Source organism: Jatrophihabitans fulvus (genome assembly GCF_054781375.1).
The window spans coordinates 234944-258502 of sequence record NZ_BAAGUN010000006.1 but is presented as its reverse complement, the minus strand read 5'-3'; the positions used below and the strand labels follow the sequence as shown (position 1 = coordinate 258502).

Below are 23559 nucleotides of genomic sequence, written 5' to 3'. Positions count from 1 at the left end.
CCCTCCTCAGTCGCTGGTGGGTTCGGTGCGTGCGGCGAGCAGAGCGCTGCGCCGCAGCTTGCCGGCCTCGTCGCGCAACGGTCCGTCGACGAACTCGTACGTGCGGGGGGTCTTGTAGCGCAGCAGACGGTCCGCGAGGTGCGCGCGCAGCGCGCGTTCGTGCAGCTCGGCCCCGGCCGTCGGCTCGACGACGGCGTGGACCCGCTGTCCCAGGTCGTCGTCCGGCAACCCGATGACCGCCGCCGCCTGCACGAGGGGGTGCGACTCGAGCGCGGCCTCGACCTCGGCGGGATAGATGTTGGCGCCGCCGCTGAGGATCATGTCGGTGCGGCGGTCGAGGATGTAGACGAAACCGTCGGCGTCGACCCAGCCGATGTCGCCCAGCGACTCCCACCCGTCCCGGGTCCGCGGTTCGGCGCCGGCGTACACGTACGACGCCGGCGAACCCGGCGCCGGCTTCATGAAGATCTCGCCGACCTTGCCCGCGGGTAGCTGGGCGCCGTTCGCGTCGAAGGCGCGCATCTCCGCACCGCCGACCGGCCGCCCGACCGAGCCCGGGTGCTCGAGCCACGCGTCACCGCGGATCCACGTCGTCGCCTGGCCTTCGGTGCCCGCGTAGAGCTCGAGAATCTTACGCGCGCCCAGCCAATCGATCCACTCGCGCTTGAGGTCGGGCGGGCAGCTCGACCCCAGGTGCAGCACGTTCTCCAGCGAGGACACGTCGTACCGGGCGCGCACGTCCGCGGGGAGTTTCGAGATGCGGTTCATCATCGTCGGCACCAGGAGCAGGTAGTCGGCGCGGATCCGTTCGACCAGAGCCAGAGTCGCCTCCGCGTCGAACTTCGGGAGCAGGCCGACGTGCTTGCCCCGCAACAAACCGTGGGCCATGAACATGAACGGTGCACCGTGGTAGAGCGGTCCGGGCACGGCGACCGCGCCCCCGTGCGACAGGTGAAGTGTCACCTCGTCCGGGGCGGCGCTGCCGGGACGCGTCGACCAGATCAGCTTCGGACGGCCGGTGCTGCCGCCGGAGGTGGAGGCACGCCAGTTCGGGGAGGTCACGTCGGGCAGCGGGGCGGCGTCCTCGGACTCCCACTCGGTGTCGGACCTGTCGATCACGAGCGCCGGTGCGCCCATGCGCACGATGGGCTCCCGTTCGGCGGCCGGCATCGTCGCCGAGATGACCAAGGGCACCGCCCCCACCTTCCAGGTCGCCACCACGGCCTCGACGAGCTCGACCGAGTTGGGGAGCTGGAGCACGACCAGCGACCCCACGCGCACGCCACGACCCGCGTAGTGGCGAGCGCGACGGTTGGTGCGCGCGTCGAGTTGGCCCCGGGTCATGACGACGTCGCCGCACGTGACGGCCGCAGCCGAGGGTTCGGCCCGCGCCAATCCGGAAATGAGTGCACTGAATGACTTCACGACGGCCACGTTCGTCAAGGTACATTGAGTCAGCTATTTCACGTACCCTCCCCGACGGAAGCGATGAGATGGACCTTTCCTACGGCGACGTCTACGAGCAGTTCCGTGGCGAGGTCCGGGCGTTCCTCGCCGAGACCTGGGACCCCGGCCGAGCGACGGACCGTGGCTACGTCGACGACTTCCGCGCCCGCGCCACCGCGGCGGGACTTCTCTACCGGACGGTGCCCGTCGAGTTCGGCGGCTCCGGGCAGCAGCCCGACGCGATGCGTGCCCAGGTCGTGCGTGAGGAGTTCGGCGCCGTGCGGGCGCCGCGGGAGACCGGTGGCATCGGTGTCGCACTCGCCGTGCCGACGCTGCTGCGCTGGGGCACCGAGGAGCAGAAGCAGCGCTTCGTGCCGCCGACCGTCTCCGGGCAGCTGCGCTGGTGCCAGGGGTACAGCGAACCCGATGCCGGCAGCGACCTCGAGGCGTTGCGCACCACGGCCGTCCTCGAGGGCGACGAGTGGGTGATCGACGGACAGAAGGTGTGGACGTCGGAAGCGCGCCAGGCTCAGTGGATGTTGCTGCTCGCCCGGACGGAGCCGGCGTCACCGCGCCGTGCCGGCCTGTCCTACTTCCTGCTGGAGATGGATCAGCCGGGTGTCGAAGTGCGGCCGCTGCGGCAGATGACGGGGTCGTCGGAGTTCAGCGAGGTGTTCCTCACCGGGGCCCGGACGCCTCGTGAACTGCTTGTCGGCGAACGTGGTCAGGGTTGGACGGTGTCGCGCACCACCCTGGCCGCCGAGCGCAGCACATTGGCCGCGCCCGAGACGTCCGCGCAGCTGTTCGCCTCTCTCGTCAAGCTCGCCCGCCGGGCCGACGACCGCGACGGACGTGGCCTGGCCGACCCCGGCGTCCGCAGCGAACTCGTCAAGCTCCACGGATGGATCGAGGCGCAGCGACGCTCCGCGATGATTCAGGCCTCCCGAGGCAACGACGGCGGCACCGGGGACAGCGTCGACATGCTCCACCTGCTCAACAAGCTCGTGCACACGGAGGTCGCCATGCGCGTCTCGCGGATCGCCCTGGACGTCCTCGGACCCTCCGCGGTGCTCGACCCACAGCTGTCCGACCGGCCCGGCGACGAACGGTGGATCAACCAGTTCTTCGGTTCGCTGGGCGTGGCGATCGCCGGCGGGACGTCCAACATCCAGCGCACCATCGTCGCCGAACGCGGTCTCGGACTACCTCGCGACGACGCGGAGGCCGGCGCATGAACTTCGATCTCAGTCCCGAGCAGTACCTGCTCGAACGCACGGTGACCTCGTTCCTGCTCAAGAACCACCCCGTCGGTCCGACGCTCGTCGCCGCGGAGGCGGAGGCCCGGGCAGCCGTCGCGCGGGAGCCGGGCGCCGCCGGGAGCACGGCGACCACCCCGGCCTGGGACGGCGATGTCTGGCGCGAGCTCGCCCAGCTCGGGGTCGGGGCGCTCGGCGTGCCCGAGGAGCACGGCGGGCTGGCCCTGGGCGTGTTGGACCTCGCCGTCGCCGCGCAGGCGCTCGGCTACGGCGCGGCACCCGGACCGTGGCTGGGGCACTGGTTGGCCACGGCGGCGCTGGCCGGCTGCGGGTCACCGGATCAGCGCGACCGCTGGCTGCCGGGTCTGGCGGACGGGACGCTACGAGCGTCCCTGGTCTGGGACGACCCGGGTACCCCGGTACTGGGCGCCCGGTCTGCGGACGTGCTGGTGGTTCGTGCCGGCCCCTCGCTGTCGCTCGTCACGTCCGACTCGTTCGAGGTACGACCGCTGCCGGGACTGGACTACACGCGTCCGCTGGATGCGGTCACGATCAAAGGGAACGCCGAACCGCTGCCCGGTGCCGACGCGGCGTCCGTCGCGAGACTACGCGCGACAGGGCTTGTGCTCGTGGCCGCGGATGCGTTCGGCGGTGCGCGCCGTGTCCTCGACGAGACCGTCGCGTACGTCAAGGTGCGCCGCCAGTTCGGCCGGACGATCGGGCAGTTCCAGGCGGTCAAGCACCAGGTCGCCGACCTCGCGCTGCTGGTCGAACCCTGTCGCGGTCTCTGGTGGTACGCCGCGCACGCGCTCGACGAATCGCTGCCCGACGCCCTGGACGCTGCCGCCCTCGCGAAGAGCCACGTCGCCGACGCGTACGTGCAGGCCGCTCGGGATGCCATCGAGTTGCACGGCGGCATCGGCTACACCTGGGAGTGCGACCTGCACGTCTACCTGAGGCGCGCGCTGCTCGACCGCCAGTACCTCGGGGAACCCGAGTCGCTCCGGAGCGAACTCGCGGATGCCGCGTTCGGACCCGTCAGGGCGGGGCGGCCGTGATCGACCTGGTGGAGGACGACGACCAGCTCGCGATCGCCGCCACCGCCGACCGGCTGCTCTCCGAGCGGGGTGCCGCGGCGACCGCGACGGACGAGCTGTGGCACCGGTGCGCCGAGCTGGGGTGGCTCAGGCTCGCGCTGCCCGAGGACGCGGGGGGCGTCGGCTACGGCGTCTGCGCCCAGATCATGCTGTTCCGCGAGCTGGGCCGCGCGCTCACGACCGGTCCGTTCCTCGCCAACTCGCTCGCCGCCCACGTCGCTTTCGCGTCGCGGCGCCCCGACCTGCTCGGCCCGCTGCTGGACGGCACCGTGCCGGCCGCGCTCGCGCAGTCGGACGACGCCGGGACGGTCCGCTACTTCGCGGCGTCGCCTGTTCGGGTGCTCGTGGTGCGCGATCCGGCCGGTGAGGTGCGTCTGCTGGATGCCGCCGACGTCCGTGCCACGAGCACCGTGGACACCGTCGACCCCTCCCTCCGTCTGATCGAGGTCGGCCTGCCGGCCGACACCGTCGCACCGGTACCCGCCGGGGTGCGCGATCGCGTCGTGGCCGCGTGGCAGGTGCTGACCGCCGCCCAGCTCGCCGGCATCGCGGAGCGGGTGCGTGACATGTCGGTGCGGTACGGGTTGGACCGCGTGCAGTACGGCCGACCCATCGGCTCCTTCCAGGCCGTGAAGCACCGGTGCGCCGACATGGCCGTGCGGGCCGAGGCCGCCTGGGCGATGACGTCACTGGCCGCCGTCGGGATCGAGGCGCGCCTGCCGGCGGCGGCCTTCGACGCGGCAGCCGCACTCGCCGTCGCGTCGCGCGCCGCACTGGAGAACAGTCGGGACAACATCCAGAACCACGGCGCGATCGGCTTCACCGAGGAGCATGCCGCTCAGCGCTACGTGAAGCGGGCCCAGGTGCTCGCCGCGTCCTTCGGCACCGTCGCGACCCGTCGCGATGCGCTGCGGACGGCGTCGAGCCCGTGGTGACGGGGCCACCGGTGGCGGGAGCGACAGAGACAGAGGTGACGTCGTGGAGCTGACCGAGGCGACGGCCGACGGGGAGTTCCGCCTGAAGGTGCGCGACTGGCTGGCCGACAACGTCCCCCGGGAGCCGCGGCCGACCGATCGGCGCGCCGGGCGCGACTTCGACTTGGCGTGGCAACGCGCCCAGTTCGAGGGCGGGTACGCGGGCGTGTCGTGGCCGGCCGAGTACGGCGGGGTCGGTATGGGTCTGGGCGAGCAACTCATCTGGTTCGAGGAGTACGTCCGCGCCGGCGCGCCGGACATCGGCTGCGGCTTCGTGGGCATCAACCACGCGGGGCCCACGCTGATCGCCCGGGCCGACGATGCGCAGAAGGCGTTCCACCTGCCGCGGATCCTGCGCGGGGAGGCGGTCTGGTGCCAGGGCTTCTCCGAGCCCGGCGCCGGATCGGACCTCGCCTCGTTGCGGACCCGGGGTGTCGTCGACGGCGACGACCTCGTCGTCACGGGACAGAAGATCTGGACGAGCGAGGCAGATCTCGCCGATCACCAGGAACTGCTGGTGCGCACCGACCCGCGGTCCGAACGGCACCGCGGACTCACCTGGGTGGTGTGCGACATGACGCTGCCCGGTGTGGAGGTCCGGCCGATCATGACCATGGCCGGAACCACCGAGTTCAGCGAGGTGTTCTACGACGAGGTGCGCATCCCGCTGACGAACGTGGTCGGTGGGCTGGGCAACGGCTGGGCCGTCGCCATGGCCACCCTCGGGTTCGAGCGGGGCACCGGCTTCCTGCGCGAGCAGCTCGAGCTCGCCCGCTATGTCGAGGACCGGTTGGCCGAGTGGTCACGCCGCGACGACGAGGTCGTCGCCGGCCTGCTCCGCGCCCGCACCGAAGCGCGGGCGATGTATGCGATGACGCTGCGGATGGTGTCGCACAGCGCGCACGGTCTCGACCCGGGCGCGGCGGCGTCGATGATCCGGCTCTTCTACTCCGAGCTGCGGCAGCGGGTCGACCGCCTGGTGGTCGACGGCGCCGATGCGGACGGCATCGCCTACGGCGCCGACGCGGCGGTGCTCGAGCGCTATCTGGACGGCTACAAGGTGACGATCGGCGCAGGCACGAAGGACGTGCAGCGCAACATCATCGGCGAACGCGGCCTGGGTCTGCCCAAGTCGTGACCCGTCCGCGCCTAGGGACGGGCCACGATCTTCGCGATCGCCCGCAGGTGGGCGCCCATCCGCCGGCGCGCGAGCTCGACGTCGCCGTCGACGATCGCGGCGACGATGCGCCGGTGGGCGCGGTGCGACGCACCGGCGTTGGCGGCGGCGTCGAAGTCGGTGATGGCGGGTCGCTCAGCGGTGAGGAACAGGTCCTCGTCGATGCCGCTCAGCATGTCGACGAACAGTGCGAGAACGGGGTTGCCGGTGAGCCTCGCGATGACCACGTGCAGATCGTGCATGTGGCCGCTGAGCAATCCGTCGGCGCCGCGCACCTTCTCCGCGTCGAGGGCCTGTTCCAGCGACCGCCGGGTGCGGATGGTGGGGGACCGGGCGACAAGCCCGACGCACTGCGTCTCGACCGCCAGCCGGGCCTGGATGAGGTGGTCGCGACGCAGGCCCTCGTACTGGAGGTACAGCGAGGCGACCGTGCTGACCGCGTCGGGCCGCGGCGCCGTGACGACGAGACCGCCGGCCGGCCCCGGCCGCATGGTCGCGACCTGGTGCGAGCCGACGATGCGGACCGCCTCGCGCAGCACTGCTCGACTGACCCCGTACCGGGCGGTCAGGTCGGCCTCGGATCCGAGCACCGTGCCGACGGGCCAGCCCTCCCGTACCACCTCGGCCTCGATCTCGGCGGCGATCCGCTGCGCGAGACGGGCGCGCGGGGCCGGCCGCGGCGGCGGCGTCACGCCGTCAACCGACGCGCCGGAACAGCTCGACGACCCGGTTCGTCGTCCGGCCGCCGCAGGAGTCGAGCGACTCGAGGACACGGCGTACGGCGATCAGGTGGTGCGGGGCGATCTGGCGGCGGCGCAGGTCCGTCGCGAGGCGCTCGAGCACCCGTTGCGCGGTCGGGGCGGTCACGACGAGGCCGCCGCCGCGGCCTCGTCGACCGGCGACGACGCCGTCCGACTCCAGCAGGCAGACCGCCTCCCGCGCGGCGTCGCGTCCGACCGCGTAGCGCTGCGCGAGGTCGCGCTCGGTGCCCAGCGGCGCACCGATGGGCCAGCCGGAGGCGGCCACGTCGCGGCGGACGCGGTCGGCGGTCCACCCCGCGAGCGCTGCGTCGACCCGGCCACCCTCCGGGGCGTCGGCGGGGACGCCGGCCGGAGCGCCGTGAGCGCGCATCCACGCGCCGGTGTCGGCCGCGCGCGCGGCGAGCAGCGCGACTGCGTCGTCGGCCCGGCCGGCGACGATCGCATCGACGATCCCGCGACGGCTGCTGCGGAACGCGATGTCGACCCGCGGGTCGCCGTCGGGCAGGCGCTGCCGCACGGGCTGGATGCACCTGTCGAGCAGCAGGTGCACCACGTCGAGCAGGAGCAGCAGGGCCGGGTTGCCGCCTGCTCTGGCCACCGGCGACAGCAACGGCGGGCGCGACCAGAACTCGACGGGGGCGCCGCTGTCGCACTGCTCGGCCTCGGACGACAGGCCGCTGCGCAGCCGCTCGATCTCCTGCCGATCGACACGTTCGGCGGCGAGCCGCACCGCGAGACGGCCGAGCACGAGGCGGGCCTCGAGGAGGTCGTCGAGACCGGCCCCGGTGTAGTGCAGGTAGGACGCGAGCGATCGCGTCGTCGGTTCCACGCTCGGACGGCTGACGACGAGTCCGCCGCCGGGGCCGCGGCGCGCGCGGGCCACGCGTTCGTGTTCCAGGACCCGGATCGCTTCCCGCACGACCGCGCGGCTCATGCCGTAGTGCAGCTGCAACTCCGTGGCGCTGCCGAGCGCGTCGCCGGCGGTGCGACGACCGGCGACGACGTCGTCCTCGATCCGGCGGGCCAGCTGAACGGCGAGCCGTCCTGAGACCCGCGTCGGGGCTCGTCGTGGGGCGTCCGACACGCGACCGAGCCTATCGCCGCACACGACGATCTAGGTCGGCTGTTCGGCAACTGATATAACTATTTCATGAGCGCCACCGACCTCCTCGCCAAGCTCGAGATCCAGGAACTCGCGGCCAGGTACTGCCACCACTGCGATCACGAGGGATGGGACGGCGTGCTCGACCTGTACACCGAGGACGGCGTCTTCGACGCGGAGAAGGTGTACGGCAAGGTCTACAGCGGCAAGGACGAGCTGCGCAGCTTCTACGAGAACGCGCCGGACGCGGTCGCCCATCACCCGGCCGGCCAGTTCACGACCGTCGGCGACGACGGTGCCACGGCGAGTTCCACCGCCAAGTTCATCGTCTTCTTCCGTCGACAGGCGTTCTCGGTCGACTACTACTGGGACCTTGTGAAGACCGGTGACAGCTGGAAGATCAAGCGGCAGGAGATCGCGGTCATCGGCAAGGTCAAGTTCGCCGCCGACGCCGGCTGAGACTGCTCGTCCATTCGTTCGCCGGCTGTCCGTCCGACCGTTGCAGGAGCGCCCACGATGAATCCCCGCTCTTCCGTCGCGACGACCTCGTCCGACGACCTCTCGGCACGCGTCGGGTCGGGGTCGCTCGCCGCGCTGCTCGCCTGGCGTGCGGTCGAGCGGCCGGACCACGCCTTCCTCTCGGTCGAAGGTGCGGCCGAGTTCACGTTCGCGGAACTGGCGGCGGCGGCGTCCGATCTGTCCGACCGGCTCGAGTCGGCCGGAGTCGGCCGCGGCGACCGCGTGGTCGTGCGCATCGGCAACGACGAACGTTTCCTGGCCGCTCTCACCGCGGTCTGGCTGCGCGGCGGCGCCGCGCTGCCGATGCACCCGGCGGCGCCTGCCGACGAGGTCGCCCGCGTCGTGTCCGGACTCGGCGCCGGCGCTGTCGTCTGCGCACCCGACGATTCCGTGGCCGGTGGAACGCTCCCCGTCCCGGTACTGCCGGTCGTCCACGTCGCGCGCGACGAATCGCCGGCGGCGCAGCCGGTCGTGCTGCCGGTTCCGGCCGACGTGGCCGGCGACGAGCCGGCGCTCGTGCTGCTCACCTCGGGGACGACCGGCACCCCGAAGGGTGTCGTGCTCACCCACGACAACGCGTGGTCGAATCTTCGCTCGACGGTCTCGGCGTTCCGGTCCGCCACGGGCCCGAGCCCGCTGCCGAGCACACCGAAGCCGCCGAACCTGATCGCCAATCCGCTGTCGCACACCGCCGGTGTGGTGCGGTTGCTGTTCGGGCTGTACGTCGGACGCTCCATCGTGCTGTTGCGCAAGTTCGACGGCGCCCTCACCAAGCGGCTCGTCGATCGGTACGGCATCGACAACCTGACGCTGAACCCGGCGATGTTGCGCATGCTGCTCGACGGCACCGAACCCGGCGACCGGTTGGGCAAGGTGCGCTACGTCTCCTCCGGCACCGCGCCGCTGACCCCCGCCCTGCGCGAGGCGTTCGAGGAGCGGTTCGGGGTGCCGGTGCTGCAGGCCTACGGCCAGACCGAGGCGTTCGGTGGCATCGCCATCGAGAGTGTCAAGGACGTGCTCGCCGGCCGCCGGCGGCCCGGCTCGGTCGGCAAGCCGCTGCCCGGGGTGGAGCTGCGTCTGGTCGGCCCCGACGGGACGGACGTGCCGGAGGGCGACGCGGGAGAGATCTGGGTACGGTCCCGATCGGCCATGCAGGGCTACCTGACGTCGGACGATCCGGCCGGACGCCCGGACGCCGGGGGCGCGAACGACTGGCTGCGCACCGGAGACCTCGGCCGCCTCGACGACGAGGGCTATCTCTACATCACCGGTCGGCTGAAGAACATCATCATCTGCGGCGGCTTCAACATCACGCCCGAGGAGGTCGAGGCCGCGCTGGAGGACGACGAGCACGTCACCGAGGCCGTCGTGGTCGCGTGGCCCGACGAGCGGCTGGGGGAGATCCCGGTCGCCGTCGTCGAGTCCACGCGGTCCGGGGACGAGGTGCTGGCCGGCGTCACCGGCCGGCTGACCGCGTACAAGCGGCCGCGCCGGATCCTCGTCGTCGACTCCCTGCCCCGGGTGCCGAACGGCAAGGTCGACCGGCCGGCTGTCGGCCGTCTCGTCGCCGAGCGGCTGGGTGACCCGGCGTGACCGCGTCGAGGGCCGTGCCGGTCGAGGAGTCGACGGCGCGCGACATGCTCCCGCCCGCGGCGGTGTACATCGACGGGCGCTTCGTCGCCGATGCCGAGGGCAAGGCGCACGAGCACATCCACCCGGGTGACGCGCAACCGCTGGGCACCTGGACCCTGGCCGGGCCCGCCGACGTCGACCGCGCTGTTGCAGGCGCGGCCGCCGCGCAGCAGGTGTGGCTGCGCAAGACACCGGCTCAGCGTCGCGACATCCTGTTCGCCGTCGCCGCCGCCTTGCGCGAGCGGCACCTCGAACTCGCCGCGGTGGGCACCCTGGAGATGGGCATGCCCATCCGCACCTCGGTGGCCGGCGTCCTCGGCGCCATCGAGTGGTTCTCCTACTACGCGGGGTGGGCGGACAAGATCGAGGGTCTCGTGGCTCCCGTGCCCGGCACACTCGACTACGGCATCCATCAGCCCTACGGCGTCGTCGCCGGCATCATCCCGTGGAACGGCCCGGCGCTGGGGCTCGCGGTCAAGGTGCCGGCCGCGCTCGCCGCCGGCAACGCGGTCGTCCTCAAGCCCTCGGACCTCGCCCCGCTGTCGAGCGGACTGCTGGCCGACATCGCGACCGGCGCCGGCTTGCCACCAGGGCTGTTCAACGTCGTGCCGGGCGGTCCGGACGTCGGGCAGGCGCTCTGCGCGCACCCGGGTGTCGACATCATCAGCTTCACCGGTGGCAACGTCGCCGCCCGTTCGATCGGAACGGTGGCCGCGCAGCGGCAGGTGCCGACGGTGTTCGAGCTCGGCGGCAAGTCGGCCTCGTTGATCTTCGACGACGCAGACGTGCCGCGCGCAGCCAAGCTCGCGGCCGTGCTCGCGGTCGCGCAGAACAGCGGCCAGGGGTGCTTCCTGCCCACTCGGCTGCTCGTGCAGCGTTCCGTCTACCCGCAGGTGCTCGACGTCCTCACCGCGACCGTCGACGGGTTCACCGTCGGCCGTCCGTTCGGCGAGCGCACGACGATGGGTCCCGTCGTCGACCGACGCTCCTTCGACCGCATCCTGGGTGTCATGCAGCGCGTCGCCGCCGACGGCGACGGGTCCTTGCTGACCGGTGGCGGCGCCGTCGGTGGCGAGCTCGACGACGGGTTCTACCTCCAGCCGACCGTCTATCACGACGTCGATCCCGCAAGCCGGCTCGCCCGCGACGAGATCTTCGGACCGGTGTTGAGCGTCATCCCCTTCGACGAGGAGGACGACGCGGTGACGATCGCGAACGAGAGCGAATTCGGGCTGGCTGGTTACGTGTGGACCGAGAACCTGCGGCGCGCCCACCGGGTCGCGGCGCGACTCGAGGCGGGCTACGTCTCGGTCAACAGTCTTGCCGGCCTGCCCCCGGCCGCGCCGTTCGGTGGCTGGAAGGCCAGCGGCCACGGCAAGGAGGGTGGACGCGAGGGCCTGCTGCAGTTCATGCGGCTGAAGAACGTCCACGTCGCGCTGTGAAGGATGACCCTGTGAGCGAGTACGAGACCGTCCTGTTCGACGTGGTCGACCACGTCGCCACGATCACCCTCAACCGTCCCGAGGTGATGAACGCCTTCAACCAGGAGATGCTGGAGGACTTCCTCGACATCTGGAAGCGGTGTCGCCTCGACGACGACGTCCACGTCGTCGTCCTGCGCGCCGCCGGTGACCGCGCGTTCTGTACCGGCGTCGACCGCAAGGACGGCCGATTCCGGCACGACAACCCCTTCAGCGCCGAGGATCCGGGACTGTCGCTGGGCGCCAAGCAGAACCGGGTCTGGAAGCCGCTCATCGTCGCCGTGCACGGCATGTGCGCCGGCGGCGCCATGTACTGGCTGAACGAGGCCGACGTCATCATCTGCTCGGAGGAGACGACCTTCTTCGACCCTCACACCACCTACGGCATGGTCTCGGCGCTCGAGCCGGTGGGCCTGATGCGACGCATCCCGATCGGCGAGGCGATGCGCTGGGCGCTGTTCGGCCTGGACGAGCGCATGGGTGCCGACCGCGCGTACTCCATCGGATTGGTCAGCGAGGTCGTCGCGCGCGAGGACCTGTGGCCGCGAGCCGACGAACTCGCGCGGCGGCTCGCGACGAAGCCGCCGCTCGCCGTGCAGGGAACCGTCAAGGCGATGTGGGACTCGTTGTCGATGACGCCGGGCGCCGGGCGCGAGGTGCCGCTGCACTACACCCAACTGGGCAACCCCGGGAGCATGATCGACATGGGTGCCGTCGCACGACCGAAGCCGGAGATCCGGTGACCGGCCTGCTCGAGGGCCGGACCGCGGTCGTCACGGGTGGAGCGCAGGGCATCGGTCTCGCGATCGCCAGGACGTTCGTCTCCCACGGCGCGACGGTCGTGCTCGGCGACGTCGACGAGAGGGCGATCGCCGACGCGGTCACGGAACTCGGCGGCGACGGCGTCGCCACCGGCGTGGTGTGCGACGTGCGCCGGGCCGACGACGTCGAACGGCTGCTCGACGCCGCCGGTGGCACCGCACCGCACGTCGTGGTGAACAACGCCGGCATCACCCGGGACGCCACGATGCGCACGATGACCGAGGACCAGTTCGACGCGGTCATCGAGGTCAATCTCAAGGGCGTCTGGCTCGGGACCAAGTTGGCGGCGGCGCGGATGCGCGAGGCCGGTCGCGGCTCCATCGTCAACATCTCCTCGCTGTCCGGCAAGGTCGGCATGGCCGGGCAGACGAACTACTCCGCGGCCAAGGCCGGCGTCGTAGGGCTGACGAAGGCCGCCGCGAAGGAGGTCGCGCACCTCGGGGTGCGCGTCAACGCCGTGGCGCCCGGCCTCATCCGCACCCCGATGACCGAGGCCATGCCCCAGAAGGCGTGGGACCAGAAGATGGCCGAGATCCCGATGGGCCGTCCGGGTGAGCCGAGCGAGGTGGCCGGTGTCGTGCTCTTCCTGGCGTCGGACCTCTCGAGCTACATGACAGGCACTCTGCACGACGTCACCGGCGGGAGATTCATGTGAAGCGCACGATTCTGGAAACCGAACACCTGCAGCTGCGCGAGGCGGCGGTCCAGTTCTTCGAGAAGAACGCAGTCCCGCATCGCGCCGAATGGGAAGCACAGGGTCACGTCGGCCGCGAGATCTGGCAGCAGGCGGCGGCACAGGGCCTTCTCGGGTTGGACATTCCTACCGAGTACGGCGGCCTGGAGATCGGCGACTACCGCTTCAACGCGATGGTCATCGAGGCCTCCACCTACACCCGCGCGGGCGTGGCGCTCACGCTCCAGAACGAGATCGTGGCTCCTTACATCGTCAGCCTCGGCACCGAGGAGCAGCGCCGGCGCTGGCTTCCCGGCATGGCCAAGGGCGAGGTGCTCGGTGCCATCGCGATGTCGGAGCCCGGGGCCGGTTCCGACCTCGCGGGCATCCGCACGAGTGCGGTGCGCGACGGCGACGAGTGGGTCGTCAACGGCAGCAAGACGTTCATCAGCGGCGGATACCTGGCCGATTTCGTGATCGTGGTGGCGCGGACGGACCCCGGGGCGGGCCACAAGGGTTTCACCCTGCTCGTCGTCGAGACCGACCGTCCCGGTTTCGAGCGGGGCAAGAAGCTGGACAAGATCGGGCAGCGGACGTCCGACACGATGGAGCTGTTCTTCAGCGACGTCAGGGTGCCCGACACCAATCGCCTGGGCGAGGAGGGCCGCGGCTTCTACGCGCTGATGGGCAACCTCCCGCAGGAGCGGCTGGGCATCGCGGTCGGCGGTCTCACCAACGCCGAGCACGCCTTCGACCTCACCATGGAGTACGCCCGTACCCGTCAGGCGTTCGGACAGCCCATCGGGAACTTCCAGGTCAACCGCCACGCGCTGTCCGAGATGCACACCAAGCTGCAGGTGGCCCGGGCGTACTTGGACACCTGCATCATGGGGGTGGTCGACGGTTCCTTGACCGCCGAGGACGCCGCGGGCGCGAAGTGGTGGATCACCGAGCTCGAGTGGGAGATCGTCGACCGCTGCCTGCAGATGTTCGGGGGCTACGGCTACACGAACGAGTACGAGATCGCCCAGATCTGGAAGGACGCCCGCATCCAGCGGCTGTACGGCGGCACCACCGAGATCATGAAAGACCTCAACGGCCGCAAGCTCGGTTTCTGAACCCGTGCCCGTCGTCAGAGGAGCCATGTCCACATGACCGCCGATCGACTCCGCGGCAAGGTCGCCTTCGTGACGGGCGCCGCCCGGGGACAGGGACGCAGCCACGCCGTCCGTCTGGCCGCCGAGGGCGCCGACGTGATCATCGTGGACGTCTGCGAGCAGCTGCCCTCGGTCGGTTATCCCCTGCCGACGACGGCGGACCTCGACGAGACGGCGCGGCAGGTCACCGAGCTCGGCCGCCGTGTCGTGGCCGAGGTCGCCGACGTGCGCGACCTGCCCGCCCTGACGCGGATCGTCGCCGACGGCGTCGAGCAACTGGGCCGTCTCGACGTCGTGGTGGCCAACGCTGGCATCGCCACGTACCGCCCCGCCCTCGAACTCACCGAACTCGACTGGGACGAGATGATCGCGGTGAACCTGAGCGGGGTGTGGCGCACCATCCGGGCATCCGTCCCGCACATCAGGTCCCACGGCCAGGGCGGATCCGTCGTGATCACCAGCTCGACGTCCGGCCTGCGGGGGATCCCGAACGCATCGCACTACGCGGCGGCCAAGCACGGGCTCGTCGGGCTGATGAAGGTGCTCGCCCTGGAGCTGGGGCGCGACAACATCCGCGTGAACACGATCCACCCGACCACCGTCGACACCCCGATGGTCCAGAACCAGGAGACGCTCGACCTCTTCCTCCCCGGACAGGACGATCAGTCGCAGGAGGCGTTCGCCCGTGTCGCGCAGCGGCTGAACGTCCTGCCGGTGCCGTGGATCCAGCCCGACGACGTCAGCGATCTCGTCGTGTTCCTCGCCTCGGCCGAAGCCAAGTTCGTCACGGGTTCGGCGATTCCCGTCGACGCCGGCATGATCTCGCGCTGGTGACCGCGTGCACCCCACCGAATTCGAGGCGATCACCTACACGGTGACCGACAACGTCGCCACCGTCCTGCTCGACCGTGCGGACCGCCGCAACGCCTGGAACGGGCGGATGGCGCAGGAGTACCGCTGGGCCCTGCACCACGCCGACACCGACCCGGACGTCGGCGCCGTCGTCGTCACCGGCGCAGGCGACTACTTCAGCGTCGGGGCGGACATGCAGATCCTGTCCGACATGGACGAGCGGGGCGGGACGTACGCACGGGAGGCGGTGTCCCTGCCGCCGTTCCCCGACGACGCACCTCCGGCGCTGCGTCACAACCACACCTACCCGCTCTCCGTGGGCAAGCCCGTGGTGGCCGCGCTGAACGGCCCCTGCGCCGGCGCGGGCTTCGTCCTGGCGTGCTTCGCCGACTTCCGGGTCTCGGTGCAGCGGAACAAGATCACGCCGTCCTTCGCCGGGCTCGGCCTGCCCGCGGAGTACGGCCTGGCGTGGACGTTGGTCCGCATCGTGGGACTGCAGAACGCTCTCGAGATCCTGCTGACGAACCCGGTGATGTCGGGCGACGAGGCCCGGGAGCTGGGTTTCGTGCGACGGAGCTGGCCCGCCGACACCTTCGCCGATCAGGTGCACGAGTTCGCGCGGGGCATGGCGCAGCACAGCTCGCCGAACTCGTTGCGGGTCATGAAGCGGCAGGTCTACCGCGACGCCTGGGGCGACCTGAGCGACCTCGAGACCTCGTACACCCGAGCCGTCGAGGACATGGACCGGATGGCGGGCGAACCCGATTTCCGGACGGGCCTGCGATCGGTGCGCGATCGCACCCCGCCGCGGTTCCTCCCCCGACCGCACACCGATTGACCGACAGCCGGCCGCCGGCCGACCGAACGAAGGGCACCACGTGGGACGTCTCGACAACAAGATTGCGCTGATCTCCGGCGCGGCCAAGGGGATGGGCGAGTCGCACAGCCGCGCCTTCGTGGCCGAGGGCGCCAAGGTCGTGATCGGCGACATCCTCGACGACCGGGGCGAGGCGCTCGCCGCCGAGCTGGGCGACGACGCCGTCTTCGTCCACCTCGACGTCACCGACCGCGCCCAGTGGGACGCCGCGGTCGCCCGCGCCGAAGCGGCCTTCGGCGAGTTGAACGTGCTGGTCAACAACGCGGGCATCATGATCCCGGCCGGCCTCGAGCAGACGAGCGAGGCCGACCTGATGCGGCAGCTGTCGGTGAATCAGCTCGGCGTCTTCCACGGGATGCAGGCGGCGGTCCCGGCACTCAAGCGGGCGGGCACCGGTTCGATCGTCAACATCTCCTCCGAGTCCGGGATGGTCGGCAAGGGCGGCCTGTTCGCCTACTCGATGACCAAGTGGGCGGTGCGGGGCATGACGAAGTCCGCCGCCCGGGACCTGGGACGCCACAACATCCGCGTCAACTCGGTGCACCCCGGTGGCGTGCTCACCGATTTCGTCCTCGGCGACAGCACCTCGGACATCGACCCGGCCGAGATCTTCGGCCGCCAGCCCATTCCGCGCATCGGCCGCCGGCGCGAGATCAGCCCCCTCGTCGTCTACCTCGCATCGGACGAGAGCAGTTACGCGACCGCGAGCGAGTTCGTCGTCGACGGCGGCATGATCTCCGGCAACGACGTGGGCTGACGGGTGACGAGCGCACACCGACGGGCGACGACGGGAGACGGACGATGACACGAGTGGCGGGCAAGGTCGTCCTGATCACGGGGGCGGCTCGCGGCCAGGGTCGCAACCATGCGGTCGAACTGGCCCGGCAGGGTGCGGACGTCGTCGCGGTCGATCTGTGCGAGGACATCGCGACCGTCGACTACCCGATGGCGACCGATGCCGATCTGCGGGAGACGGTCGAAGCCGTGGAGGCACTCGACCGTCGCTGCCTCGCGATCAAGGCCGACGTCCGCAGCCCCTTCGCGATGCGGGCGGCCGTCGATCGCGCCGTCGCCGAGCTCGGCCGGCTCGACGTGGTCGTCGCCAACGCGGCGGTCTCGGCCCTGGGCGCGGCCTACGACAGCCGGGCGTGGATCGACACCGTCGACATCAACCTGCTCGGCGCCATCAACGTCATCCAGGCGGCGTACCCCCGGCTGCAGGCAGGCGCGTCCGTCATCGCCATCGGCTCGCTCGTCTCGGTGCGGCCGCGACGCGCCTACGACGACGCGGGGCCGGGATCGGCGGGCTACAAGTACGCGAAGCGAGCCCTTGCGCACTACATCCACGAGCTGGCGACCACCCTCGCGCCGGAGGGCATCCGGGCCAACGTGATCCATCCCGGCAACGTCAACAGTCCGATGTTGCAGAACGACATGACGTACCGACAGTTCCGGCGCGATCTCGAGCACCCGACCCGCGAGGACGCCGAGCCCGGGTTCCCGGTGCTGCACGCCATGCCGGTGCCGTACGTCGAGCCCGACGACATCACGTCGCTGGTCGTGTACCTGGCCTCGGACGAGTCGCGCTTCATGACCGGCAATCAGCTGCGCGTGGACGCGGGCGGTTACCTCAAGGTCAACGAGTTCAGGGTGTGAACGCGGTGCCGGTCGAGATCTCCGCCCACGAGGCCATCCGTCAGCTGGCCTGTCGGTACGCGCAGGCCGTCGACTCACGCGACCTCGACGCGCTCATGCGGTGCTTCCCGCACGACGTCCAGGTGGGCAGGGACCGCGTCGGCCGCGACGCCCTGAGAACGTGGTTCGAGCAGGTGCTGCGCAGTTTCGGCGTGAGCATCCACATGATCGGCAACCACCTGATCGACGTGCAGGACGACGATCACGCGACGGGCGTCGTCTACTGCCGGGCCGAGCACGGCTTCGACGGCGAGTGGCTCGTGATGATGATCCAGTACTGGGACACCTACGAGCGCATCGACGGGGCGTGGTTCTTCCGGCGCCGCAAGGAGAAGGTCTGGTACGGCCAGCGCCAGGAACCGTCGCCGGGTGGTGCTCTGAGCGATCGGTGGCCCGGGCGCGAGCCGCGAACCGGTCAGCTGCCCTACGAATGGCCCAGCTGGACGGCGTTCTGGTCCGACGACGCAGCGCCGATCGGCTGAGCGAGCTCTTGCCACGCTGCGACGTTCTTAGTTGAATAAGTATTCTGATTTGCAGACCGGCTCGACCCATCTCCCCAGGAGGAACTGACATGGCAGGTCGCCTCGAAGGCAAGGTCGCCTTCATCACCGGCATCGCGCGCGGACAGGGTCGTAGTCATGCGATCAGGTTCGCCGAGGAGGGCGCCGACATCATCGGCGTCGACGTCTGTGCCGACATGCCGGGCCTCGTGCCGTACGCGCTCGGTTCGCGGGCGGAGCTCGACGAGACGGTGGCGGCCGTCGAGGCCTTGGACCGCCGCATCGTCGCCCATGTCGCCGACGTCGGCGACCGCGCCGCGTTGAAGGCGGCGGTGGACGACGGCGTGGCCACCCTCGGCAAGCTCGACATCGTGTTCGCGAACGCCGGCATCTGCGCGCTCGGCAACGAGGCCCCGATCGACACGTTCTTCCAGCACTTCGACACCTTGCTCGTGGGCGTGCAGAACGCGTTCTGGGCGGCCTACCCGCACCTGCCCGACGGTGCGTCGCTGATCGCCACGGGATCCGTCGCGTCCCTCATCAACGATGCGGTCGAGGGCCCGTCCACCGGCCCGGGCGGTCGCGGGTACGGGCTGGCCAAGCGCACGGTCGCGCAGTACGTGAAGTCGCTCGCGCTCGTCATGGCCCCGCGCATGATCCGGGTCAACGCCGTGCACCCGACGAACTGCAACACGCCGCTGCTGCACAACGACGGCATGTACAAGCTGTTCCGGCCCGACGTGACCGACCGCGTCCCGACCCAGGAGGAGTTCGAGCAGGCGGCCCCGGTCATGCAGGCGCTGCCGATCCCCTACGTCGAGCCGGTCGACATCAGCAACGCGGCCGTGTTCCTGGCCTCCGACGAATCGCGGTACGTCACCGGGATGCAGCTGCGGGTCGATGCCGGCTCGGTCATCAAGCAGCCCGCGCTGGTCGATCTCTGACCGTCACCGCACGAGCGCACGGCCCCGGTACCCATGAGGGTGCCGGGGCCGTCGTGTGTCGGGCGCGATGTCGGGGGACCGGATCAGGGTCGGCCCTCGCCCGACGTCGCGTAGACGCGGCTGAACCAACCCCCGGGTGTGAAGCTGTCGACCCGGGCGCGCCGGTGGGCGATCAACCAGCGATCGCCCACCCTGGCGTAGGAGTCCCGGTAGCGGCCCCAGTGGTCCGGGCCGTCCGGCGTGTACACGGCGAAGTAGGCGACGCCCTGAGCCCGGTCCGTCGACACCTCGGTGGTCAGGATGTCGGTGGTGTGATGCCGGACGAAGAACCCGGGCGACCCGTCCGCGGGGGCGCCCCGCTCGGCGTGGTCGCGCAGCATCCGCGCGATCGCCGCCCGTCCGCCGACCTCGGCACCGTCGGCCAGTTGCAGCACACCGTCCTCGGTGAACTGCGCGGCCAGCTCGTCGACCCGGCCGGAGTCACCCGCGACGTTGTAGGTCCAGCAGGTGATCCGGATCTGCTCCCGGGCCTCGAGCTCCCACAGCTCCATCAAGCGGGGTTGCCGGCAGGCCAGATGATCGATTTCGTCTGCAGGAACTCCTCGAGACCGGCCTCGCCCCACTCCCGGCCGAGCCCGCTCTGCTTCCAGCCCCCGAACGGGGTGAACGGGCTGAGGTCGGCCCCGCCGCCGTTGATCGTCACCTGACCGGTCTGCAGCCGCCGGGCGATCTCGAGCGCGCGCACCGGGTTCTTCGCCCAGACGCCGCCGCCCAGGCCGAAGTCGCTGTCGTTGGCGATGCGGACCGCCTCGTCGTCGTCGGCGAAGGGAACGATGGTGCTGACCGGACCGAACGCCTCCTTCTGCGCGACGGTGTGCGAGTTGTCGTGCGTCACGAACACGGCCGGCTCGACGAAGAAGCCCTTGTCGAGGCCGGCGGGACGGCCGCCGCCGTAGATGAGTTCGGCGCCCTCGTCGGTGCCCGCGCGGATGACGGACTCGACGTGCGCGCGCTGCTTCTCGCTGATCAGCGGACCCATGCTCACGGTGGGGTCGGCCGGGTCGCCGATCTTGACGTGGTCGAGGGCTGCCTTGACGGCACCCGTGACGTCCGCCAGCAGCGACTCGTGCACCAGCGTGCGCGTCTGCAGCGAGCATCCCTGCCCGGAGTGGGTCAGGAAGTTGTTGAGGATGTTCGGGATCACCTTCTCGATGTCGGCGTCCTCGGTGATGATGTTGGCCGACTTGCCGCCGAGCTCCAGCACCACCCGCTTGAGCGTGTCGGCGCCCTGTGCGTAGACCTTGCGTCCGACGACGTCGGAGCCGGTGAAGCTCACCATGTCGACGGCCCGGTTCGTCGTGAGTTCGGCACTCGCCTCGACGCCGGCGGGGATGATGTTCAGTACGCCCGGGGGGAGGCCCGCCTCGTCCGCGATCTCGCCGAGGATCAGTGCCTCGAGGGGGGTGTCCGGCGACGGCTTGAGGATCATGGTGCAGCCGGCGGCCAGCGCCGGACCGAGCTTGAAGCAGTTCAGGAACAGCGGGAAGTTGTACGCGGTGATCAGGGAGGCCACGCCGATCGGGCTGCGCTGCACGATTCCCTGCTGGATGCCCATCGCGCCGCCGGCGTTGAGGAACGGGGGGACCGCCTTCTCCCAGTCGTACTGGTAGACGACGCGGTCGCCGAAGTCGCGCAGCGCGTTGATGGGCACGCCGACCTGCAGGAACTCGGCCAGCGGGCGGATCGAACCGGCCTCGGCGATGTTCAGGTCGACGAGCTCGGCGAAGCGCCGCTGCATGATGTCGGCCATCTTGACCAGTACGGCACCGCGCTGGCGCGGGGTGTAGCCGGCCCACGGTCCCTCGTCGAAGGCGCGCCGCGCCGCGGCGACCGCCCGACGGGAGTCCTCGACGGTGGCCTCCGGCACCACGCCGATGACCTGTTCGGTCGCCGGGTTGATGACGTCGATCGTGGCGTCGCCCGTGGAGTCGACGAATTCGCCGTCGATGAACAGCTTGTAGGTCAGATCGGGCATGTCAGGTGCCTCCGTCGGCGTCGTCCGGCCAGAACTCACATCGCTGAATAAGCTAGATATTGCCCTGGTCGAGCACAAGGACTTCTGAAATAGTCAGCTGATTACAACAGACTATCGAGGGACGTGTCGATGACAGGGTCCGTTCGCGGTCTCGAGCCCGGTGCCCGCGCCGCACTGCTCGTGTCCGAGGTGCAGAACGCCTGGTGCAACCCGGCGTACGACGACAGCCCGCTCGCGCGTCAGTCCGCCGAGCGCGACATCGTGACCCGGATCAACACGGTGGCGGCCGCGTTCCGCGCGGCCGACCTTCCCGTCGTGTTCTGCACGATCGCCGCGCGCGACGCGGATTGGACGGGGTGGCGGGTGACCAGCCCGCTCCAGGGTCAACTGCGTCGCGACGGCCGCTGCGTGACGGGGACGCGGCACGCGGCCCTGCACGACCGCCTGGTGGTCGACCCGGCCGACATCGTCGTCCACCGACACCACGGACTGTCGCCGTTCACCGGCACGGACCTGGACGCGACCCTGCGCACCTTCGAGATCGACACCGTCGTGCTCGCCGGGGTGTCGACCAACATCGCGCTGCCGACCGGCGCCGCCGAGGCGGTCGCGCTCGGTTACAGCGTGGTGCTGGCCGAGGACGCGTCCGCCGGCGGCACGGCCGAGACGCACCGGGTCCAGATCTCGATGCACCTTCCGCTGCTGGCCACGGTGTCGGACAGCGAGTCCGTCATGGCGGCGCTCCCGCACCTGGACGCGGGACCGGTCACGGCGCCGGCGCGGTGAGGTTCGGGCTGTCGCTGAGCGGACACTCGCCGAGGCACTACGCCTCGCTCGCACAGCAGGCCGAGCGCCTCGGCTTCGAGTCGGTCTGGATACCGGACCATCTCGTCTTCCCCGAGGTCATGCCCTCGACGTATCTGTACGCCGAGGACGGTGTTCCGCCGGTGCCGGCGGACACGGCCATCTACGACCCGTGGGTGCTGCTCGGCGGCATGGCGACCGTGACCGAACGAATCCGGTTCGGGACGTGTGTCTACGTGCTGCCACTGCGCCACCCGCTGATCACCGCGCGGGGCGTGCTCACCGTCGATCGCCTGTCCCGCGGGCGGGTGACCCTGGGGGCGGGCGTCGGCTGGCTGCAGAACGAGTTCCGGGCGGTGGGACTCGACCCCGCGACGCGGGGCCGGCGCGCCGACGAGATCATCCCGCTGCTGCGCCGGCTCTGGAGCGAGCCGATCGTCGAGCACCGCGGTGCGTTCTACGATTTCGACCCCGTCCGCTTCGAACCCAAGCCCTTCCAGCGGCCCGTTCCGATCGAGATCGGCGGGACGTCACCTGCTGCGCTGCGCCGCGCGGGCACGCTCGGCGACGGCTGGATCGAGCTCGGCAGTTCCGGTCCGGACGAGGTGCGCCGCCGGTTGGACGTCGTGCAGGAGGCGCGGGTCGCTGCCGGCCGCGAGGGTCTTCCCTTCGTCGTGAGCGCGGAACTGCCGCTGTCCGCGCCCGACTCGACCGTCGGGCGGTACGAGGCGGCCGGGGTCCACCGGGCCATCGTTCGCATGCCCGCCGGGTGGGACCGGGACCGGATGGACGGGGAGTTGGCCCGGTTCGCGGCCGACCACGACATGACGACGGACAGGAGCGAATGATGTCCACCGCCGCACCGAAGGCCCTGGTCACCGGAGCCAGTCGGGGGATCGGCAAGGCTATCGCCGTCGGGTTCGCCGAGGCGGGCTACGACGTGGCGGTCGCGGCGCGGACGCTGCGCGCCGGCGACCCGACCCAGGAACACAGCCAGACCGTGCACAAGAAGGACACGCGGCCGCTGCCCGGCAGCGTCGAGGAGACCGTCGCCCTCGTCGAGCAGCAGGGACGCTGGGCCCTGCCGCTGCGCATGGACCTCACCGATCTCGGTTCGGTCGAGACCGCGTGCGCGCACCTGCTCGAGCAGTGGGGCGGCGTCGACGTGCTGGTGCACAACGGACGGCACATCGGTCCCGGGCTCATGGACAACATCCTGGACACGCCGATCGAGCAGTACCCCCTGTACCTGACCGCGCACGGCACGGCGCCGATCCGGATCACGCAGCTGCTTCTCCCGGCCATGCTCCGACGGGGTGGCGGCACGGTCATCACGACCTCGTCGAACGCCGGATACGACTGGTACCCGGACGCGCCCCGGCCGGGGCTGGGATACCGCATCGGCAAGGCGGCCGGGCATGCGCTCGTCGGCAGCCTGCAGGCCGAATACGGCGGTCAGGGCATCCGAGCGTTCAACGTCAACCCGGGGTTCACCCTCACCGAGCGCAACTCGCTGGACGCCGCCGAGTTCGGTTTCGACCCGAGCACGGCCTGCCCGCCGCAGGCGATCGCGGCGGTGATGGTCTGGCTCGCCACCTCCGCTGACGCGGACGCGGTGCAGCGGCAGAACGTGGAAGCCCAGGATCTCGCGCTGCACCGAGGTCTGTACCCGGACTGGCGCCGCGGCTGAGGTCCACCTGACGGGTCGGGACCCGGTCACCGGGTAGGGTCCGCGATGTGCCCGCGCCAGCTCCC

24 protein-coding genes are annotated in these 23559 nt (G+C 70.8%); 19 read left to right on the top strand and 5 right to left on the bottom strand.

What is annotated here, in order from left to right; genetic code table 11:
- Positions 1-6: 6 nt before the first annotated feature.
- Entirely contained in the window at positions 7-1425 is a 1419-nt protein-coding gene (locus ACYVP9_RS19125) for an AMP-binding protein (RefSeq protein WP_460606532.1), read from the bottom strand.
- Between the two features lie 68 nt (positions 1426-1493).
- Between ACYVP9_RS19125 and ACYVP9_RS19120 the strand changes: the two genes are divergently transcribed.
- Genes ACYVP9_RS19120 through ACYVP9_RS19105 form a run of 4 tightly spaced genes read left to right on the top strand, consistent with a single transcriptional unit; the run spans position 1494 to position 5911 of the window.
- Entirely contained in the window at positions 1494-2681 is a 1188-nt protein-coding gene (locus ACYVP9_RS19120; RefSeq protein ID WP_460606531.1) for an acyl-CoA dehydrogenase family protein, read from the top strand.
- Entirely contained in the window at positions 2678-3760 is a 1083-nt protein-coding gene (locus ACYVP9_RS19115) for an acyl-CoA dehydrogenase family protein (RefSeq protein ID WP_460606530.1), read from the top strand. Before ACYVP9_RS19120 ends, ACYVP9_RS19115 begins: the two co-directional genes overlap by 4 nt.
- Positions 3757-4734 (top strand): acyl-CoA dehydrogenase family protein, encoded by a 978-nt coding sequence (locus tag ACYVP9_RS19110; RefSeq protein ID WP_460606529.1) that lies wholly within the window; start codon positions 3757-3759, stop codon positions 4732-4734. The genes ACYVP9_RS19115 and ACYVP9_RS19110 overlap by 4 nt, the downstream gene beginning before the upstream one ends.
- A 43-nt stretch (positions 4735-4777) precedes the next feature.
- Positions 4778-5911, top strand: a complete 1134-nt coding sequence (locus ACYVP9_RS19105) for an acyl-CoA dehydrogenase family protein (RefSeq protein WP_460606528.1) — start codon at positions 4778-4780, stop codon at positions 5909-5911.
- 11 nt (positions 5912-5922) lie between these two features.
- Here the strand turns inward: ACYVP9_RS19105 and ACYVP9_RS19100 are convergent, their stop codons facing one another.
- Both ACYVP9_RS19100 and ACYVP9_RS19095 read right to left on the bottom strand, forming a co-directional pair.
- A complete protein-coding gene (locus ACYVP9_RS19100; RefSeq protein ID WP_460606527.1) occupies positions 5923-6642 on the bottom strand; it encodes a FadR/GntR family transcriptional regulator in 720 nt (239 codons plus the stop codon).
- 4 nt (positions 6643-6646) lie between these two features.
- The gene (locus tag ACYVP9_RS19095) at positions 6647-7795 is read right to left on the bottom strand and encodes a GntR family transcriptional regulator (RefSeq protein ID WP_460606526.1); all 1149 of its coding nucleotides are present in this window, start codon (positions 7793-7795) and stop codon (positions 6647-6649) included.
- A 66-nt stretch (positions 7796-7861) separates the two neighbouring features.
- Between ACYVP9_RS19095 and ACYVP9_RS19090 the strand changes: the two genes are divergently transcribed.
- From ACYVP9_RS19090 to ACYVP9_RS19035, 12 genes are all read left to right on the top strand, one after another.
- The gene (locus tag ACYVP9_RS19090) at positions 7862-8272 is read left to right on the top strand and encodes a nuclear transport factor 2 family protein (RefSeq protein ID WP_460606525.1); all 411 of its coding nucleotides are present in this window, start codon (positions 7862-7864) and stop codon (positions 8270-8272) included.
- 57 nt (positions 8273-8329) lie between these two features.
- Entirely contained in the window at positions 8330-9925 is a 1596-nt protein-coding gene (locus ACYVP9_RS19085) for a class I adenylate-forming enzyme family protein (protein WP_460606524.1), read from the top strand.
- A complete protein-coding gene (locus ACYVP9_RS19080) occupies positions 9922-11406 on the top strand; it encodes an aldehyde dehydrogenase family protein (RefSeq protein WP_460606523.1) in 1485 nt (494 codons plus the stop codon). The genes ACYVP9_RS19085 and ACYVP9_RS19080 overlap by 4 nt, the downstream gene beginning before the upstream one ends.
- An 11-nt stretch (positions 11407-11417) precedes the next feature.
- Complete coding sequence (locus ACYVP9_RS19075; protein WP_460606522.1) at positions 11418-12188, top strand: enoyl-CoA hydratase/isomerase family protein; 771 nt, start codon at positions 11418-11420, stop codon at positions 12186-12188.
- Positions 12185-12922 (top strand): SDR family oxidoreductase, encoded by a 738-nt coding sequence (fabG, locus tag ACYVP9_RS19070; protein WP_460606521.1) that lies wholly within the window; start codon positions 12185-12187, stop codon positions 12920-12922. Before ACYVP9_RS19075 ends, fabG begins: the two co-directional genes overlap by 4 nt.
- Positions 12919-14058 carry an acyl-CoA dehydrogenase family protein gene (locus tag ACYVP9_RS19065; RefSeq protein WP_460606520.1) on the top strand — a complete coding sequence of 380 codons (1140 nt, stop codon included), beginning with the start codon at positions 12919-12921 and terminating at the stop codon, positions 14056-14058. The genes fabG and ACYVP9_RS19065 overlap by 4 nt, the downstream gene beginning before the upstream one ends.
- Before the next feature lie 33 nt (positions 14059-14091).
- Positions 14092-14931 (top strand): mycofactocin-coupled SDR family oxidoreductase, encoded by an 840-nt coding sequence (locus ACYVP9_RS19060; RefSeq protein WP_460606519.1) that lies wholly within the window; start codon positions 14092-14094, stop codon positions 14929-14931.
- 4 nt (positions 14932-14935) lie between these two features.
- A complete protein-coding gene (locus tag ACYVP9_RS19055; protein WP_460606518.1) occupies positions 14936-15787 on the top strand; it encodes a Clp protease/crotonase-like domain-containing protein in 852 nt (283 codons plus the stop codon).
- A gap of 40 nt (positions 15788-15827) precedes the next feature.
- Complete coding sequence (locus ACYVP9_RS19050; protein WP_460606517.1) at positions 15828-16583, top strand: Rossmann-fold NAD(P)-binding domain-containing protein; 756 nt, start codon at positions 15828-15830, stop codon at positions 16581-16583.
- 44 nt (positions 16584-16627) lie between these two features.
- The gene (locus ACYVP9_RS19045) at positions 16628-17482 is read left to right on the top strand and encodes a mycofactocin-coupled SDR family oxidoreductase (protein ID WP_460606516.1); all 855 of its coding nucleotides are present in this window, start codon (positions 16628-16630) and stop codon (positions 17480-17482) included.
- The gene (locus tag ACYVP9_RS19040; protein ID WP_460606515.1) at positions 17479-18003 is read left to right on the top strand and encodes a nuclear transport factor 2 family protein; all 525 of its coding nucleotides are present in this window, start codon (positions 17479-17481) and stop codon (positions 18001-18003) included. Before ACYVP9_RS19045 ends, ACYVP9_RS19040 begins: the two co-directional genes overlap by 4 nt.
- A gap of 89 nt (positions 18004-18092) precedes the next feature.
- Complete coding sequence (locus ACYVP9_RS19035) at positions 18093-18965, top strand: mycofactocin-coupled SDR family oxidoreductase (RefSeq protein ID WP_460606514.1); 873 nt, start codon at positions 18093-18095, stop codon at positions 18963-18965.
- Positions 18966-19048: 83 nt separating this feature from the next.
- On the opposite strand, the gene ACYVP9_RS19030 is transcribed toward ACYVP9_RS19035, so the two are convergent.
- Both ACYVP9_RS19030 and ACYVP9_RS19025 read right to left on the bottom strand, forming a co-directional pair.
- Entirely contained in the window at positions 19049-19516 is a 468-nt protein-coding gene (locus ACYVP9_RS19030; protein WP_460606513.1) for a nuclear transport factor 2 family protein, read from the bottom strand.
- Complete coding sequence (locus ACYVP9_RS19025) at positions 19516-21000, bottom strand: aldehyde dehydrogenase family protein (protein ID WP_460606512.1); 1485 nt, start codon at positions 20998-21000, stop codon at positions 19516-19518. The genes ACYVP9_RS19030 and ACYVP9_RS19025 overlap by 1 nt, the downstream gene beginning before the upstream one ends.
- A gap of 129 nt (positions 21001-21129) precedes the next feature.
- On the opposite strand from ACYVP9_RS19025, the gene ACYVP9_RS19020 reads away from it, so the two are divergent.
- The 3 genes from ACYVP9_RS19020 to ACYVP9_RS19010 are packed head-to-tail and all read left to right on the top strand — an operon-like array spanning position 21130 to position 23494.
- Positions 21130-21786: a cysteine hydrolase family protein gene (locus ACYVP9_RS19020; protein ID WP_460606511.1), complete on the top strand. Its 657-nt coding sequence runs from the start codon at positions 21130-21132 to the stop codon at positions 21784-21786.
- Positions 21783-22652, top strand: a complete 870-nt coding sequence (locus ACYVP9_RS19015; protein ID WP_460606510.1) for an LLM class F420-dependent oxidoreductase — start codon at positions 21783-21785, stop codon at positions 22650-22652. Before ACYVP9_RS19020 ends, ACYVP9_RS19015 begins: the two co-directional genes overlap by 4 nt.
- Positions 22652-23494 (top strand): SDR family oxidoreductase, encoded by an 843-nt coding sequence (locus tag ACYVP9_RS19010; RefSeq protein WP_460606509.1) that lies wholly within the window; start codon positions 22652-22654, stop codon positions 23492-23494. The genes ACYVP9_RS19015 and ACYVP9_RS19010 overlap by 1 nt, the downstream gene beginning before the upstream one ends.
- The last annotated feature ends 65 nt before the right edge of the window (positions 23495-23559 follow it).

Bases quoted from the DNA above. Each gene is read 5' to 3' on its own strand.
- ACYVP9_RS19020 (WP_460606511.1), top strand. From the start codon at position 21,130: ATGACAGGGTCCGTTCGCGGTCTCGAGCCCGGTGCCCGCGCCGCACTG.
- ACYVP9_RS19085 (WP_460606524.1), top strand. From the start codon at position 8,330: ATGAATCCCCGCTCTTCCGTCGCGACGACCTCGTCCGACGACCTCTCG.
- ACYVP9_RS19090 (WP_460606525.1), top strand. From the start codon at position 7,862: ATGAGCGCCACCGACCTCCTCGCCAAGCTCGAGATCCAGGAACTCGCG.
- ACYVP9_RS19120 (WP_460606531.1), top strand. From the start codon at position 1,494: ATGGACCTTTCCTACGGCGACGTCTACGAGCAGTTCCGTGGCGAGGTC.
- ACYVP9_RS19060 (WP_460606519.1), top strand. From the start codon at position 14,092: ATGACCGCCGATCGACTCCGCGGCAAGGTCGCCTTCGTGACGGGCGCC.
- ACYVP9_RS19025 (WP_460606512.1), bottom strand. From the start codon at position 21,000: ATGCCCGATCTGACCTACAAGCTGTTCATCGACGGCGAATTCGTCGAC.
- ACYVP9_RS19115 (WP_460606530.1), top strand. From the start codon at position 2,678: ATGAACTTCGATCTCAGTCCCGAGCAGTACCTGCTCGAACGCACGGTG.
- ACYVP9_RS19035 (WP_460606514.1), top strand. From the start codon at position 18,093: ATGGCAGGTCGCCTCGAAGGCAAGGTCGCCTTCATCACCGGCATCGCG.
- ACYVP9_RS19045 (WP_460606516.1), top strand. From the start codon at position 16,628: ATGACACGAGTGGCGGGCAAGGTCGTCCTGATCACGGGGGCGGCTCGC.
- ACYVP9_RS19030 (WP_460606513.1), bottom strand. From the start codon at position 19,516: ATGGAGCTGTGGGAGCTCGAGGCCCGGGAGCAGATCCGGATCACCTGC.
- ACYVP9_RS19010 (WP_460606509.1), top strand. From the start codon at position 22,652: ATGTCCACCGCCGCACCGAAGGCCCTGGTCACCGGAGCCAGTCGGGGG.